Source organism: uncultured Phascolarctobacterium sp. (assembly GCF_937920985.1).
Lineage (GTDB): Bacteria > Bacillota > Negativicutes > Acidaminococcales > Acidaminococcaceae > Phascolarctobacterium_A.
In genome coordinates, this window is sequence record NZ_CALDXR010000043.1 from 107,833 (window position 1) to 123,134 (window position 15,302).

Sequence of the window (15,302 nt, forward strand, 5' to 3'; positions counted from 1 at the left end):
GGTTTTCAGATGCTGCCGGTACAAATTGCAGAAAACATTTATGACGTTGGTGTTCAGGATTGGGCTGTGCGTGATTTTCACGGCTACAAAACAGAGAGAGGTGCAACCTATAACTCTTATCTGATTATGGATGAAAAGATAACCTTGATTGATACTGTTAAAGCGCCCTTTACCGAAGAGCTGTTTGCTAATATCAGTAAGGTAACACCGTTGGATTCCATTGACTATATTGTCATCAACCATGTTGAGCCTGACCATTCCGGTGCTATGCCTGCGTTGGCCAAGGCTTGCCCCAAAGCAAAGTTCTATATTACGATGCAAGGTAAAAACGAGGCGATTCAGCATTACGGAGATATTTTTGCTTTTGAGGTTGTAAAAGACGGAGCAACCTTAAATATCGGCAAGCGCACCTTAACCTTCGCTTCCATGGCAATGCTGCATTGGCCTGACAGTATGGCTACCTATAGTGAGTATGATAAAATACTTTTCTCTAATGATGCCTTTGGTCAGCATTATGCTACCAGTAAGCGCTTTGACTGTGAAGTAAATCAAGAAGAGCTGTTCTACGAAGCTAAAAAGTATTTTGCCAACATTCTCTGGCCTTATGCCAAGCTGATTGGCAACGCGCTGAAAAAGCTTGGCGGTTTAGAAATTAAAATGATTGCTCCCTCGCACGGTGTCATCTGGACCGAGCATATTCCCGACATTCTGCGCTGCTACAGCGAATGGGGCAGCGGTGTACAGGACGGCAGTCTTGTTATTGCTTATGACAGCATGTGGGGCGGTACAGAAAAGTTGGCGCGGGCGATTGCGCGTGGTGCAGCTAATGCCGGCATTGTTGTTAAAGTATTTAAAATGGGCGCTACACCTAACAGTACGGTAGCAGCAGAGCTCTTTACTGCCTCCGGTTTTTTGGCAGGCTCTTCAACTCTTAATTGCAGCATGCTGCCGAATATGGGTTCCCTGCTGATTTATCTTAAAGGACTCGGCGCTAAAGGTAAAAAAGCTGCAGCCTTCGGTACCTTTGGCTGGGGCGGCGGTGCGCAGAAGGATATGGAAGAGCTGCTTGCAAAAAGCTGCTTCGATGCTGTAGAACCCGGTTTTAACTGCAAATGGACGCCGCAGAAGGCTGAGCTTGAAGCTGCAGAAAAGTATGGTTATGAATTTGCGTTAAAAATAAAAGCTGAATAAGCTGTGAATTTTGTGTAAAACAAATATATTTACTAATAAAAAAAGTACACAAATAACGATAATAGTGTATAATAGTATTATAACAATGAAAGCGAGGTCTTATGATGAATAAGAAAGCTGAAGTTTACAAGAAATTCCTTGAAGAAAACAAAATTAACTGGGGCGATGTATTCGAAGTTCCGAAGGCAGACGAGGTTCCTGAAGAAAGCTTCATGCATCCCGTTGTTTTCCGTTCTGCTATCGGCATCCAAGGTCAAAACCTGCCGACTATGCTGGTAATTGACGACAGCATCTATGTAATGCTGCAGGTTCGCGTAGGCGCTGGTCTGGTTAAAGAAGCTAACAAGGCTGCAGTTCTGGCACATTTGAATGCTCTGAACGAAAACTACAAGGTGTTTAAATATTATGCTGATGAAGCTGGCAATATCATCATTGAAAGCTGCATTCCTTCTACCGATGAGCAATTCGTACCGCAAATGATTCATGCAGTAATCGACGTTATTGTTGACCACCTTAACACTGAATATCCTAAGCTGATGAAAGCTGTTTGGGCTGAATAAGCTGAATAAAAAATATGGTGCTTTCTTAGATAAGGGGAGTAGCCGGCACAAGCCTTAGGGCTGGTGTTTACACTGCCGTCAGTACGATTCGGAAGAATCCGGCTTTGTAATTAAGTGGCGAGACTTTGTTGTAAAATTTTTATTTTACAGCATTGTCTCGCCCTTTTTTAATATATAATATAAGGTGAAGAGTGTACTTGCACGATTTACCGCAATTTTCGACAAGTAGCAGACGTAAGGTCAAAGGAGAAAGAAAATGAGTAAATATGGCTTAAGCAAGGAGCAGATTGAAGAGTCACGGCGCAAGTACGGTGATAACACGTTGACGCAGCCGCCGCGGGAAACCTTTTGGAGCAAGCTGCTGGGGAATTTTCAGGATCCCATTATTCGCATCCTGATAGTAGCGCTGCTGGTAAATGCTTTTTTCGTGTATCTTGGCCATGGTGATTGGATTGAAACAATAGGCATTTTCCTGGCAATTATTTTGGCAACCTTTGTTTCCACATGGTCCGAATACAGCAATGAGAATGCCTTTCAAAAGCTGCAGGAGGAGGCGAGCCGCATTCGCTGCAAGGTGTGGCGTGACGGCGAGCCGTTGGAAATCGCTATTGATGATGTTGTAGTTGGTGATGCCATTATCCTGGAGGCAGGTGATAAAATTCCGGCAGATGGTATTTTGCTGGATGGTACGCTGAAGCTGGATCAGGCAGCGCTGAACGGTGAAAGCGAGGAAGCTAAAAAAACTGTTGCACCTGCTGAGTTCCAATGGGATGACGGTAAAATTGATTTTCTGGATGAACATAAGCTGTTTCGTGGCAGCGTTGTGGTAGAAGGTACTGCTGTGATGCAGGCTGTGAAGATAGGTGATAATTCCGTTTACGGCCAGCTTACGCAGGAGCTGAAGGATGATGAACGTGACAGTCCGCTGAAGCTGAAGCTGAAAGGACTGGCAGAGCAGATAAGTAAATTCGGCTATGCCGGCGGTGTTCTGATAGCAGTTGCGGTAATACTGCATAAGATATATCTGGCAGGCAGCTTTGCAGTATATTTTGCTGATATGACAACAGTAATTGCCGATTTGGTGCAGGCTGTAATCTTGGCGATTATTATTATTGTTATGGCAGTACCGGAAGGCCTGCCGCTGATGATTGCGATAGTTTCTTCGCTTAATATGCGCAAAATGCTGCATGACCATGTATTGGTGCGTAAGCTGGTCGGCATTGAAACTGCAGGAAGCTTAAACCTGCTGTTTACCGATAAGACAGGTACTATTACTAAAGGACAGCTGGAGGTAGTACGCTTCTTAACCGGCGATTTACAGGAAATTACTGATTTCACATCATTGCCTGCACGTCTTAAGGAGCTGACCTGCCAGCAGGTTTTAATCAATACTTCGTCTACCGTTACCGACGGCAAGATTGTCGGAGGTAATATGACGGAAGCAGCGTTAAACAATTATGTCGGTACCTATCGTTTGCCGCAACTGCCGCAGCGCCGACGTTTTATTCCGTTTAACAGTGCCAATAAATATTCCTGGGCGCAGGTTGCTCCTGCTGATGGCTGTGCGGAATATTGCCTGATTAAGGGTGCACCGGAAAAGCTGCTGCAGGCTACCGATTGGTATTGGTCCAATGACGGTCAGCGTTTGCCGTTGACTGATGAGATGAAAGCAGCTCTGGATAACAGAATGCTGGAGCTTGCGGGACAGGCAATGAGAATGCTGGCCTTGTGCACCTATGAGGGAGTACCTGCTGATAACCTGCCGGATAAAGGACTGACGCTTGCCGGTGTTGTTGCCATCCGTGATGACGTGCGTCCGGAAGCAGTGGAGGCTATTAAGGCTGTACAGCAGGCTGGTGTGCAGGTAGTAATGATTACCGGTGACCGTAAAGAAACTGCAGTTGCCATTGCCAAGGATGCAGGCCTGCTGCAAAGCGCGGAGGATGTAGTCTGGACCTCCGACGAGCTGGCACAGATGAGTGATGATGAGGTCAAGGCTAAGCTGACGCATCTGCGTGTAGTGGCACGTGCTTTACCGATGGATAAATCGCGCCTGGTGCGCTTGGCGCAGGAGCTGAATCTTGTAACTGGTATGACCGGTGACGGCGTAAATGATTCGCCGGCGCTGAAAAAGGCTGATGTCGGCTTTGCTATGGGCAGCGGTACAGAGGTGGCCAAGGAAGCAGGCGATATTGTTATCATGGACGATAATTTCCTCAGCATCAAGCAGGCAATTTTGTACGGAAGAACGATTTACAATTCTATCTGCAAATTTATTGTTTTCCAGCTGACGATTAACTTCTCAGCTGTGGCAATTAACTTTATTGCTCCCTTCATCAATATTGATGAACCGCTGACGATTACACAGATTCTATGGATTAACCTGGTAATGGATACCCTTGCTGCGCTTGCTTTCGGCGGCGAGCCTGCATTAGCACAGTATCTGCGCGAGGCGCCTAAGCGCCGCAGTGCACCGCTTGTCAGCAAAAAGATGCTTACGAGCGTTATTGTAAGTGGTCTTTATATGACGATTGTGGGCATTGCCTTTTACAAGAGCGCGTGGGTTGACCATCTCTTCCGTGATGCCGATAACCATATCTATACCTATACAGGCTTCTTCTGTGCCTATATTTTTATGGCGGTAGCCAATGGCTTTAATGTGCGTACCGACGGTTTGAATCTTTTGAAGAATGTCAGCTTGAACAAGGGCTTCTTACAGGTAATGGCGCTGATTGTTGCAATTCAGGTGCTGCTGACCTTTATCGGTGGGCGTGTATTGCGTACAACGCCGCTGAATGCGCATGAATGGGGCGTTGTCGTCCTGTTTGGCGCTTCCATTATCGTTGTTGATTTACTGCGCAAGCTCATCAGCAGCAGGTAAAGTTATACACAACTGTTGATAACTCTGTTGATAAACTGTGGGTAAAATACATAAGCTGTGGATAACCTTTGGTGGATAGAAGCACACAAATTGCTGTTACATTGTTTACAATATTGCTGTTAAAAAATTAATTTCTAAAAGAATGTTGACAATTAAAAGCAGAGTGCGTATAATAGCATTCAACGAATCAAATATCGTCCCTAAAAAAACGGTGAAGGGAAGAAGATATGACTGGATGGGCTAAGAGAGTCGCTGGCTGGTGTAAAGCGATGCCAATGGTTATATGCATACTGATCCCGGAGTTGCCTTTCTGATATGTAGGGAAGGACGTGTGGTCACGTTACAGGCAAAGGCCTTGTTGGAGGCTGAGAGGACAGTGCTGTTGAGGTACTGTTGAAATAGGGTGGTACAGCGTGGAATTGTTCCCCGCCCCTAATTGTGTTATTAATAAATAACACAGGTTAGGGACGGGGATTTTTGTTTATAATTGTTAAGAAAAGCTAGGGGGAAATTAATCATGCAGCAGGAGAAAAAATATATTCCGTTTGAACAAATAAAAATTACCGACCGTCAATGGCCTGATAAAACGATTACTAAAGCACCTGTATGGTGCAGTGTTGATTTGCGCGACGGCAACCAGGCATTGGTAACACCGATGGGCATTCCGGAAAAAATTCGCTTTTTCCATACCTTGGTAGATTGCGGCTTTAAGGAAATCGAGGTTGGCTTTCCTTCCGCATCGGAAACAGAGTACGAAATTCTGCGTACCTTGATTGAAGGCGGCCATATTCCTGATGACGTAACTGTGCAGGTTCTGGTGCAGGCGCGTGAAGAGCTTATCCGCAAAACCTTTGAGGCAGTACGCGGTGCGAAGAATGTTATCATCCATTTTTATAACTCTACTTCAACACTGCAGCGCAAAATTGTTTTTGGCAAGGATATGGACGGTATCACCGATATCGCTGTGCAGGGCGCACGCCTTATCCGCCAGCTGACGGAAGAAGAGGTTGCCCGCAGCGGTATGAACATCCGCTATGAATATTCTCCGGAAAGCTTTTCCGGTACGGAAATTGATTTTTCTGTGGCAATTTGCGAGGCTGTAATGCAGGAAATGGGCTCTAGCAAAGAAAACCCCATTATCCTCAACCTGCCTTCTACTGTTGAAATGTGTACGCCGAACACCTATGCCGATCAGATTGAATACTTCTGCCGTCATATTAAAAACCGTGAAGCAGCAATTGTCAGCGTGCATCCGCACAATGACCGCGGTACCGGCGTTGCCTGCGCTGAGCTGGCACTTTTAGCCGGCGCTGACCGTATCGAAGGTACCTTGTTCGGCAATGGCGAGCGTACCGGTAACCTTGATATCGTAACTGTAGCCCTCAACATGTTTACGCAAAATGTTGATCCCGAGCTGGATTTCTCGCATATCCTGGATATCAAAAAGGTTTATGAGGAATGCACAAAAATGCATGTGCCTGAGCGTCAGCCGTACGCCGGTGAGCTGGCCTTCACCGCCTTCAGCGGTTCGCATCAGGATGCTATCCGCAAGGGCTATGAGTACATGAAAAACAGCGGTACAGAATATTGGGAGGTACCGTATCTGCCGATTAATCCTGCGGATATTCATCGTGAATACGAGCCGGTTATCCGCATTAACAGTCAGTCCGGTAAGGGCGGCGCTGCCTTCGTGCTGCAGCATACCGTTGGCTACAATCTGCCTAAGGAAATGCATCCGGAATTTGGCAATATCGTGAAGGCTGCGGCTGACGAATACGGCGACGAGCTTTCCAGCGAGCAGATTGTGCAGCTCTTCCGCAAGGAATACATCGACTTTGCCGGCAAATATCAGCTGCTGCGTCATCGCTTCACCGAACTGAACGAAGCTGATGGCAGCATCCACAGCCGTTTTGAAGGTGAAATTTCGGTTGCAGGCGAAAATAAGAGTGTAGTTGGTGTAGGTAATGGTCCTATCGATGCCTTCTTCCAGGCGCTTACCGGTGTCGGAATTAATGGCTACGAATTTGTCAACTATCATGAGCATGCAATTTCCAGAGGCTCTGACGCCAAGGGCATTTGCTACATCGAGCTGAAGCAGAAAAACAATGGTCATATCTTCGGTGTAGGCATTCACTCCAACATCAACGTGGCAGCGCTGCGCGGCATTATCTGCGCTATCAATCGCGCGGAGAAGTGATTAATAGTTATCAGTGAATAGTGTTTAGTGGTTAGTAAACAGTTGGCAGTACGGGGCGAAGAGAAAATATATTAGAAAATCGCTCCTGCAATATATTATTTTGCTAAAGGCCGGCGCCAGAAAAACAGATAAGCCGGCTTTGATAACCTCCAAAATAAGGGAAAGATTTTTTGGAAAAACAAGGGAAAGAACTAAAAATAAGGGAAAGAAGCAAACGCCGCTGGCCGTAAGGCTGGCGGCGATTTGATTTAATAAAAACATATTGCGGAATTTTCTGAATTATGATAAAATACGTCTTAGGTACTGGAGATGTATCTAAAGCGTTAAGGAGTGATACTTGTAGTGAGTGTTGCTCCAAATTTTTTAACGAAAAATGCAACTAAAAATAGTTGCATAGGTACTCGGAAAAGTTTATAATAGAGGTGAAAAGATGGGACAAAAAGAAAAGCTCATAAAAAAGTTAATGAGTAAACCAAAAGACTTTACGTTTGCGGAAGCAGAAACATTGCTTAATTATTTTGATTATGTGAGAAGTAACAAGGGTAAAACAAGTGGATCACGGGTAATATTTATTAAAGAGGGATGTCATGCTATTTTATTGCATAAACCGCATCCCCGCAAGGAGTTGCTGGCATATCAGATAAAAACTCTGATTTCTGCATTAGAACAGGAGGGATTAGTGTGAAGAATACTATGCAATATAAAGGCTATGTCGGGTCTGTGGAATTTTCGGAGGAGGATGGACTTTTTTTCGGTAAGGTTTTAGGTATACGTTCTGTAATTTCCTATGACGGTAAAAATGCACAGGAATTAGTAGAGGATTTTCATGGAGCGATAGATGATTATTTAGCTATGTGTGCTGCCGAAGGTATTACACCGGAAAAGGCGTATAAGGGAAGCTTTAATGTGCGTATTCCCGCTGAGATGCATAAGCAGGCGGCGATTTGCGCTTTACAGAAGAACATTTCCCTGAATAAAATTGTGGAGCAGGCGCTGCAGCGCTTTTTGCTGACGGAAAATTAGGTATTGGAAAAATTTTTTAGATGCATCATAGCAGGCGAGTTGTATTATATCATAATAAGAATATAGATATTTGTTGGTTGACGTGTAACTATAATATAATAATGCTTTAAACATTCAGGACTTCGTTTTAAAATAACGAAGTCCTTTTTGATTTATCAGGTGCTGTAAGCACCTGCAAGTCAAAAGTACTCGATGTACTTTTGCTTGACGGGGGGGGGACAACATGCTATAATTCTACTTGTGAATAATTACGTAATTAAACTTATTGTAAAATAAGGAAAAAAGCAAATATATACAAGCAATAATTTAGAGAGCTTTATATCTAAGCAACATCATCTGCAAAAGAACAGAAAATTATTGGTTGGAAAAATTGAAACACAATGTTAAACAAGAGAATACAATCGTATCAGGTGTATTTATACTTAATAGGTAAACAGGTGCAAAACCTGTGCTGTCCCGCAGCTGTAATGTGGAGCCGGCTTTATAATGTCACTGGGAAACCGGGAAGACAAGGCTGGCGGTGAAGCAGAGCCAGAAGAACTGCCTGATATAGAGCCTTTTAAACAACCTGCGATGGACAGTTTGTACTTTTCTAGGGATAAGTGCGTCTTGCCGTCAAAAAATGGCAAGACGCTTTTATTTTAACTGCAATATTTGCATAAAGTATATTTATTATTCTTGCATATTAACATCTGACAAGCGGAACAAGGATAGCTTGGTCAGATGCTTTTATGAAAATAAATATTGTCCCAGTATGCTCAAGAATTACGAGAGAAAGGAGGAGCTATGAAAAGGATATTTATGCTGCTGACCTTAATTTTGGCGCTGATGTGCCCAGCACTTGCCGGTGCTGCAGAGGTATCAAGTGACAGAATGATTTTGGACTGGACAACATCCAAGGTATGGGTTAACGGCGGCGAGCTGTGTGTAACAGGCACCTTTGTCAACAAGCGCAGTGATTTGACTATCACCAAGCTGAACGACTTTATTATGCGTGTGACCTACACAGATAAAAATGGCGAGCAGAAGCAGTTTACCGGCAGACCGGTAAAGTTTCCGCTGTGCAAGATTCCTGCCAATGGTTCACGTAAGCTGAACTTTAACTTTGGCAAATTTGCTGACGAAAGCGTTGGTAGCTGGGTAACGGCGCAGACCTATACGTTTACGTATATTAACGGTGCGCGGTTCTGATAATGTTTTTGATGAGTATTAGGCGTTGAGTTTGCAAGAAACTCAAATTTTACAGAAAGAAGTGTATGAGTAACATGAAGAGAAGATATACAGCTGCGGCTGCTATGATGATGGTACTGGGCCTGTGCGCAAGCGCAAGCGCAGCATTTGACGAAAACCTGAACGATTATACCTTGGATACAATTGTAGTAGAGGCTGACGCAGTAAAAAACAAGTTCGGCGATACTATTACCGAGCAGTCCTACTATCGTACCGGTGGTGACGTTAAGGTTATTACTCGTGAAGAAATCGAAAAACGTCATTATACTGATGTAAGTGAAGCTATTAAGCGTATTCCCGGCGTTACCTTCCAAAACTCTGGCTATCGTGGCGGTGAATATGGCTACAGCTTCTTTAATAATAGCATGTCTATTAATGGCGATAGTCGTGTAGTTATTTTGGTTGATGGTCGTCGTGTAGATAACTCTGTTAGTACTAAATTTGGCTCTGGAAGTGCAAATGCAACCAAGACGATGGCAGATTTAAATGCTATTGTAAACATTGAAACCATTGATAAAATTGAGGTTATCAAAGGACCTGGCGCTTCTGTATATGGTACTGACGCAACTGGTGGTGTAATCAATATCATTACTCGTAAAGGTGGTACTGAGAATCATGGTTCTATAGATTTACAAACAGGTTCTTGGCATAAACATGTTTATAATTTGACGTATTCTGGTGCTGCAGGAGAAGATAAGTCTTGGCGTTACTTTATTTCTGCTAGCCGTAATATGGCACAAGATAGCAAGTACAAGGATGCTGTTTCTGGCGGTAATCGTACCTATTTGAATACTAGATATAAAGAAGAAAGTACTAATATTCGTGTAGATAAAGACTTTAATGAAAAACAAAATTTAAAAATCAGTTATAATCACCAAAATGGTGTAGATCATTATCCTATTCTTGCTCCTAATTATGATTATTGGAGCGAAGCTGGTTGGAAAGATATGTATGATAAGTATTATGGTGGTGTAACAACTAAGGATAATCCGGCATATAGAAACTTTTTTATGCTCGATGCTCTGAGCAATTCTTATAATGCTTATCGTAAAAATGATATTGATATCAGCTATACTTTTGATAAAGAGAATGGTATGGAAAGCTTTATCAGAGTATATCAACAAAAGCATCATTATGATGGTTTAGACCATTATCCTCAGTGGATTCAACCGGATGGTAATCGTGTCCCGTTCCCAGGTGGCCCAGATTGGGAAAAATTCTTTAACAGCAATTTTAAATGGCAGTCTGATAAAGATTTTACTAAAGTGAGTCATTATCTGGACGAAAATAAAGGTGTTCAATTCCAATATGCAAAAGCAGTTGGTGTAAATGACTTGATTTTTGGATTAACTTATGATAAATCTGAATCATCTAGTAATGAACCTGTAAGAAATAGTGATGCACGTACTACTAGCAGTGTTAAACGCGATAGCATTATGGGTTTTGTTCAGGATAAAATTCATGTTAACGACAAATGGGATTTGACACCTTCTGTTAGATATTTGCATATGAGCAGCTATGAGAATACAAATGAAAATGGCAAAACTTCTGAAGTAGCTGATAGTGACATTAGTACTGTAACTCCTAGCATTAATACACAGTATGCTTTTGATGATACAACGAGTGCTTATTTTGGTTGGTCGAAAGTTTATAGACCTGTAAAAGCAAGTGACCTTACTAAAGCTGATAAGTATCTTTTTAATGGTCAGAGATTGGAAGACGAGAAAGGTAATGCTTTTACCATTGGTTTCAAAAAGGATCTTTCTGATAAAACAAGTGTTGCTGTACACTATGATTATACCGATATGAGCAATGCAGTTACGCAGTATCGTGTTTTTATAGCATCTGAGAACGATTATAAGCAAAAATTTATTAATGCTAAAGAGAAAAAGAAATCTTTCAATTTAACTGCTGATCATACATTTGATGATCATTGGAATTTAAGCCTTGGCTATTCTCATCTTAAGGATGAATGGAGTGCAAAAAATGGCATGACATTTGATCCTGATTTAAACTGGAGTGGTACAACTAATGTTAATACAATGATTAACAAATATAGACCAACTAACCATTATACAGCTAATTTGTCTTATGAAAATGATAGCTTCTATGCTGCATTGTTAGCTAACTATTTTACTGGATGTGATAGAACTGTATTTACTGATAGTCGTTTTATGGTTTTTGATTTAAGCTTAAACTATGCAGTAAACAAGGATTTAACTACATACCTTACAGTAAACAATTTAACTAATACTGCGTATGAGAATGCAGCATCATATGTATATGGTCCTGGCGCTGCTCCGCAAGCTGGCCGCTGCATTATGGTTGGTATGAAATACAGCTTCTAACCCCTTAACTAAATAACACTATTTAAAGTTTATCATACTCCATCTCACTCAGGTAAAGCACTACTGCTATTTTTAGTGGTAGTGCTTTGCTACAAAAAAAGCATTATGCTAACAGTTTATGAGTTAACATAATGCTAAATATTATTCTAGTTCTTGTAGAAGATAGTTTTTTATATCGGTTATGTGTTGACGGAAGTAATTTTTGTTTACAGCTTCATAAGAGAGAATGCGTTTTAATTTTCTTTCTAACTCAGCTATGAGATGCTTATTTTTTATAATGTAGATTTGTGAATTATAGCCTAAATATTCACGAGCAATATACTTATCAGTTATAGGAATAACATCGCTAATGAAAAAAATAGATTTTGTCGTTGTTTTGCCTAAATGGTAAAAACAGGAACGGATGTGTCTGGTGTCAGATTCAAGATAACTCATAATTCTTGCCTTGGCTTTTTCATCTCTGTGCTTCCAATTACCAACGGGAATTGCCCAATACAAATTAGGATTTTCTTTTGCTGGCAATAAACAGACTATAGGGCGTTCTTTGGCATCATTCCATTGGCCACCTAATTTTCTTATTAGTTCATAGAGAGCTGCATCTCCAAAATACATTCCGTTTTTAAACATTAAATTTCTCCATAAATAGCAAAAGCTCCTTTATGGAGCTTTGCTATTTCTACGATGTTTTGGCGCACATCGTGAAGCGTAATTGTAACTACAATGTTAATCCGTACATTGTGAAACGTAATTGTATCATTACGATGTTCTGCGCACATCGTGAGGCGTTCGATATATATAATATCTTCACTTATATTCTATAAGAAAAAAACTTAAATGTCAAGTAGATGATTTGTTGATGCACTTTAATAATTAGTTATAGATTTCTTGATGAATTAAAGGAAAGGGGATAGTTTATGCAAAAATGTGTCGCAATTATTACATTACTTATTTTAGGGTTAGCACTCACCGGCTGCGAACGCAACATCCTTACCCTGCCGGTAAAGGAAAACCCGGAAGCGTTGCTGCGCTTTAACCAACCGGTAGAATATGCCTATAATCCTGCGCATTATCCCGTAACGATTGAAAACTTTAATACGCAGGGAGAACCAGAACAACAAACCTTCACCAAGCCGCCGCAGCGAGTGGTGGCAGTATGGCAAAATAGCATTGAAACACTGCTGGCTTTGGGTGTGGGCGACCGCATTATTGCCGGTAACGGCGTGCCGGACAAAAAGTTTTTCCGCAAGGAATATCAGGAGCAGTACAGCAAAATACCTTATACCGGACTACAGCTTTTAGACCTGGAAACAACCATGATGCTGAAACCGGATTTGCTTGTCGGCTGGCATTCTACCTTTGGTCCCAAGGTGTTGCGTACAACCGATTTTTGGCATAAGCGAGGAGTTAATACCTTTATCGCACGCTCGTCTATAGGTGACGGAAAACCGCGTACTCTGCAAAATGAATATAAGGATATTCTTGATTTAGGTAAAATCTTTGATAAAAATGAAAGGGCGCAGCAGCTTGTCGGACAAATGCAGCAGGAGGTTAATTTTGCCATCAGTCAGACTGCCAGTTATAAAAAGCGCCCGCGGGTTCTGGTGTTGGAATTTTTAGGCAAGGAGCCGACGGTTTATGGTGAAAAATCACTGGCAGGCAATATCGTCAAAGAGCTGCACGGCGAATTGCTGGCAGAAAAGCAGCGTTCTATTGGCTTCGAACAGGTCGTGGAGCTTGACCCGGATGTTATCTTTGTGGTTGTGATTGAATCGCATTACGGACATGAGCAGGATATGGTTGACCGTGTTACAAAACACAAGGCACTAAAAAATTTACGCTGCGTGCAGCAGGGACGTGTGATTCCCTTACCGTTTTACGGTATTTACAGCTCAGGCGTGCGTACCTATGATGGCATAAAAATTATTGCGGCCGGAATGTATCCGGATTTGTATAAGGAGAAATAATTATGGTTGATTTTTTGAAGAAGCAGGGGTACCTGTTCATCTGCCTGGGATTGCTTGCTTTGCTGGTAATTGCCTTGTTTTGGGCGTTGTCCATTGGTACAGTTAAGCTGCCGTTGGTAAATATTTATAATACGGTTATAGAGCAGCTGTTTAGCGGACAGCCTATTGAAGGTGTTGACCGCGGACCGGTGCATGATATTGTCTGGCTGCTGCGTTTGCCGCGTCTGGTGCTGGCTGCCTTAGTAGGCATGGGGCTTTCGGTCTGCGGCGTTATCATGCAGGCTGTAGTAAAAAACCCCTTGGCTGACCCATATATACTGGGTATTTCCTCCGGCGCTTCGCTGGGTGCGACGGCAGCGATTCTGCTCGGTATCGGCGTAGCGTTGGGGGAAAACTTTGTCGGTATAGCGGCCTTTATCGGTGCCTTTGCCATGTCGCTGGGCGTACTGTTTATCTCTAACCTGGGTGGTCGCAGCAATTCTGTAAAGCTGCTTTTGGCAGGCATGGCGCTGAGCGCAGTCTGCGGTGCGTTTTCCAGCTTTATCGTTTACTTTGCCAATAATAAAGAGGGCATGCAGACTATTGCCTACTGGATGATGGGCAGCTTTGCCGGTGCCAAGTGGGAAACACTGGCAGTCATCGGACCAATCGTAGTGTTGGCAGTAATGTTCTTCTGGACGCAGAGCCGTATGCTCAACCTGATGCTGCTTGGTGATGAATCTGCTTTGACCTTGGGCACTGATTTGCATATTTACAGACAGATTTATCTGCTTGTAAGCTCTCTTATCGTCGGCTTTGTAGTATATGCTGCAGGTATGGTTGGCTTTGTCGGCCTTGTAGTACCGCACGTTATCCGTATGCTGGTGGGTACCGACCATAAAAAGCTTATACCTGTCAGTGCTTTGACCGGTGCGGTATTTTTGGTAATCGCCGACGGCCTGTGCCGTGTAATTATTCCGCGCACGGAGCTGCCGATTGGTATTTTGATATCCTTAATCGGCGCGCCCTGCTTCGTTTACCTGATGATTAAGAAAACCTATGGCTTTGGAGGTAACTGATAATGGAGATTTTAGCAGAAGCAGTAAAAATGGCCTTCGGACCAAAGGAAATTCTTAAGGGAATAGATTTCAGCCTGCATAATAAGGAATTTGTGGGCATTATCGGGCCTAACGGTAGTGGTAAAAGTACCTTTCTGAAATGTGTTTACCGTGTGCAGAAGCCTACAGATGGTAAAATTACCTTTAACGGAACGCCGTTGGACGAGCTATCCTACCGTGAATCGGCGTTGCAGCTGGCGGTAGTAGCACAGCATAATGTTTACAGCTTTGATTTTTCGGTGCTGGAGGTTGTGCTGATGGGACGTTCGCCGCACAAGAAAATGCTGGAGCGTGATAATCTTAAGGATTACCAGATTGCGCGTAAAGCGTTGGCGACTGTAGGTCTTGCGGACTTTGAAGAACGCAGCTTTGCTACCTTGAGCGGCGGCGAGCAGCAGCGCGTAATTTTGGCGCGGGCGCTGACGCAGCAGACGGAATGCTTGGTGCTGGACGAGCCGACGAACCATCTGGATATCAAGTACCAGCTGCAGATTATGGATATTGTAAAATCTCTTGATTTGACTGTTGTGGCAGCAGTGCATGATCTGAATATCGCTGCTATGTACTGCGACCGTCTGGTTGCGATTAAGGACGGACAGATTGTAGGCATGGGAACTCCGCGTGAGCTGCTGACGGAAAAATTTATTTATGATATGTATGAGGTGCGCTGCAGAGTGGATGAGGACGCCTCCGGAAGAATTAATATTGTGTATCTGCCACAACATTGGATGTAGGATGGCGGCGGATAAGGCGCCGTCTGCGGCTTCACCGCTCCTCGACGTACTAAAAGTACGCCGTCGTCGCGCTTCAA

At 43.1% G+C, this 15,302-nt stretch carries 12 protein-coding genes, 1 riboswitch and 1 other annotated feature; of the genes, 11 read left to right on the top strand and 1 reads right to left on the bottom strand.

Annotated elements, in window-relative coordinates; translation table 11 throughout:
• Nucleotides 1–9 precede the first annotated feature (9 nt).
• The 8 genes from Q0612_RS07935 to Q0612_RS07970 all read left to right on the top strand — a co-directional run bounded on the left by Q0612_RS07935 (nucleotide 10) and on the right by Q0612_RS07970 (nucleotide 11,430).
• Nucleotides 10–1,191: an FprA family A-type flavoprotein gene (locus Q0612_RS07935; RefSeq protein ID WP_298883051.1), complete on the top strand. Its 1,182-nt coding sequence runs from the start codon at nucleotides 10–12 to the stop codon at nucleotides 1,189–1,191.
• Nucleotides 1,192–1,292: 101 nt separating this feature from the next.
• Nucleotides 1,293–1,751 (top strand): YbjN domain-containing protein, encoded by a 459-nt coding sequence (locus tag Q0612_RS07940; protein WP_293389607.1) that lies wholly within the window; start codon nucleotides 1,293–1,295, stop codon nucleotides 1,749–1,751.
• Nucleotides 1,752–2,007: 256 nt separating this feature from the next.
• Nucleotides 2,008–4,632, top strand: a complete 2,625-nt coding sequence (locus tag Q0612_RS07945; protein WP_298883056.1) for a calcium-translocating P-type ATPase, PMCA-type — start codon at nucleotides 2,008–2,010, stop codon at nucleotides 4,630–4,632.
• A 202-nt stretch (nucleotides 4,633–4,834) separates the two neighbouring features.
• Nucleotides 4,835–5,069: a binding site (T-box leader), on the top strand.
• A gap of 80 nt (nucleotides 5,070–5,149) precedes the next feature.
• The gene (gene leuA / locus Q0612_RS07950; protein WP_298883058.1) at nucleotides 5,150–6,829 is read left to right on the top strand and encodes a 2-isopropylmalate synthase; all 1,680 of its coding nucleotides are present in this window, start codon (nucleotides 5,150–5,152) and stop codon (nucleotides 6,827–6,829) included.
• 430 nt (nucleotides 6,830–7,259) lie between these two features.
• Nucleotides 7,260–7,514, top strand: coding sequence for a type II toxin-antitoxin system HicA family toxin (locus tag Q0612_RS07955; protein WP_298883061.1), 255 nt, complete (start codon nucleotides 7,260–7,262; stop codon nucleotides 7,512–7,514).
• Nucleotides 7,511–7,852, top strand: a complete 342-nt coding sequence (locus Q0612_RS07960; protein WP_298883064.1) for a type II toxin-antitoxin system HicB family antitoxin — start codon at nucleotides 7,511–7,513, stop codon at nucleotides 7,850–7,852. Before Q0612_RS07955 ends, Q0612_RS07960 begins: the two co-directional genes overlap by 4 nt.
• Before the next feature lie 391 nt (nucleotides 7,853–8,243).
• Nucleotides 8,244–8,415, top strand: a riboswitch (cobalamin riboswitch).
• A gap of 223 nt (nucleotides 8,416–8,638) precedes the next feature.
• The gene (locus tag Q0612_RS07965) at nucleotides 8,639–9,043 is read left to right on the top strand and encodes a hypothetical protein (protein WP_298883066.1); all 405 of its coding nucleotides are present in this window, start codon (nucleotides 8,639–8,641) and stop codon (nucleotides 9,041–9,043) included.
• Nucleotides 9,044–9,108: 65 nt separating this feature from the next.
• Nucleotides 9,109–11,430: a TonB-dependent receptor gene (locus Q0612_RS07970; RefSeq protein ID WP_298883069.1), complete on the top strand. Its 2,322-nt coding sequence runs from the start codon at nucleotides 9,109–9,111 to the stop codon at nucleotides 11,428–11,430.
• A 141-nt stretch (nucleotides 11,431–11,571) separates the two neighbouring features.
• Here Q0612_RS07970 and Q0612_RS07975 read toward each other — a convergent pair whose 3' ends face one another.
• The gene (locus Q0612_RS07975) at nucleotides 11,572–12,057 is read right to left on the bottom strand and encodes a hypothetical protein (protein WP_298883071.1); all 486 of its coding nucleotides are present in this window, start codon (nucleotides 12,055–12,057) and stop codon (nucleotides 11,572–11,574) included.
• 287 nt (nucleotides 12,058–12,344) lie between these two features.
• Between Q0612_RS07975 and Q0612_RS07980 the strand changes: the two genes are divergently transcribed.
• From Q0612_RS07980 to Q0612_RS07990, 3 genes are read left to right on the top strand one after another with little or no spacing between them, the layout of a single operon-like run.
• Nucleotides 12,345–13,394: an ABC transporter substrate-binding protein gene (locus Q0612_RS07980; RefSeq protein ID WP_298883074.1), complete on the top strand. Its 1,050-nt coding sequence runs from the start codon at nucleotides 12,345–12,347 to the stop codon at nucleotides 13,392–13,394.
• Nucleotides 13,395–13,396: 2 nt separating this feature from the next.
• Nucleotides 13,397–14,452 (top strand): iron ABC transporter permease, encoded by a 1,056-nt coding sequence (locus tag Q0612_RS07985; protein ID WP_293852609.1) that lies wholly within the window; start codon nucleotides 13,397–13,399, stop codon nucleotides 14,450–14,452.
• 2 nt (nucleotides 14,453–14,454) lie between these two features.
• Entirely contained in the window at nucleotides 14,455–15,225 is a 771-nt protein-coding gene (locus Q0612_RS07990; protein ID WP_298883081.1) for an ABC transporter ATP-binding protein, read from the top strand.
• Nucleotides 15,226–15,302 lie beyond the last annotated feature (77 nt).

Excerpts from the sequence above, each read along its gene's own strand:
- Q0612_RS07935 (WP_298883051.1), top strand. The coding sequence starts at position 10 with ATGCTGCCGGTACAAATTGCAGAAAACATTTATGACGTTGGTGTTCAG.
- Q0612_RS07940 (WP_293389607.1), top strand. The coding sequence starts at position 1,293 with ATGATGAATAAGAAAGCTGAAGTTTACAAGAAATTCCTTGAAGAAAAC.
- Q0612_RS07945 (WP_298883056.1), top strand. The coding sequence starts at position 2,008 with ATGAGTAAATATGGCTTAAGCAAGGAGCAGATTGAAGAGTCACGGCGC.
- leuA (WP_298883058.1), top strand. The coding sequence starts at position 5,150 with ATGCAGCAGGAGAAAAAATATATTCCGTTTGAACAAATAAAAATTACC.
- Q0612_RS07955 (WP_298883061.1), top strand. The coding sequence starts at position 7,260 with ATGGGACAAAAAGAAAAGCTCATAAAAAAGTTAATGAGTAAACCAAAA.
- Q0612_RS07965 (WP_298883066.1), top strand. The coding sequence starts at position 8,639 with ATGAAAAGGATATTTATGCTGCTGACCTTAATTTTGGCGCTGATGTGC.
- Q0612_RS07970 (WP_298883069.1), top strand. The coding sequence starts at position 9,109 with ATGAGTAACATGAAGAGAAGATATACAGCTGCGGCTGCTATGATGATG.
- Q0612_RS07975 (WP_298883071.1), bottom strand. The coding sequence starts at position 12,057 with ATGTTTAAAAACGGAATGTATTTTGGAGATGCAGCTCTCTATGAACTA.
- Q0612_RS07980 (WP_298883074.1), top strand. The coding sequence starts at position 12,345 with ATGCAAAAATGTGTCGCAATTATTACATTACTTATTTTAGGGTTAGCA.
- Q0612_RS07985 (WP_293852609.1), top strand. The coding sequence starts at position 13,397 with ATGGTTGATTTTTTGAAGAAGCAGGGGTACCTGTTCATCTGCCTGGGA.
- Q0612_RS07990 (WP_298883081.1), top strand. The coding sequence starts at position 14,455 with ATGGAGATTTTAGCAGAAGCAGTAAAAATGGCCTTCGGACCAAAGGAA.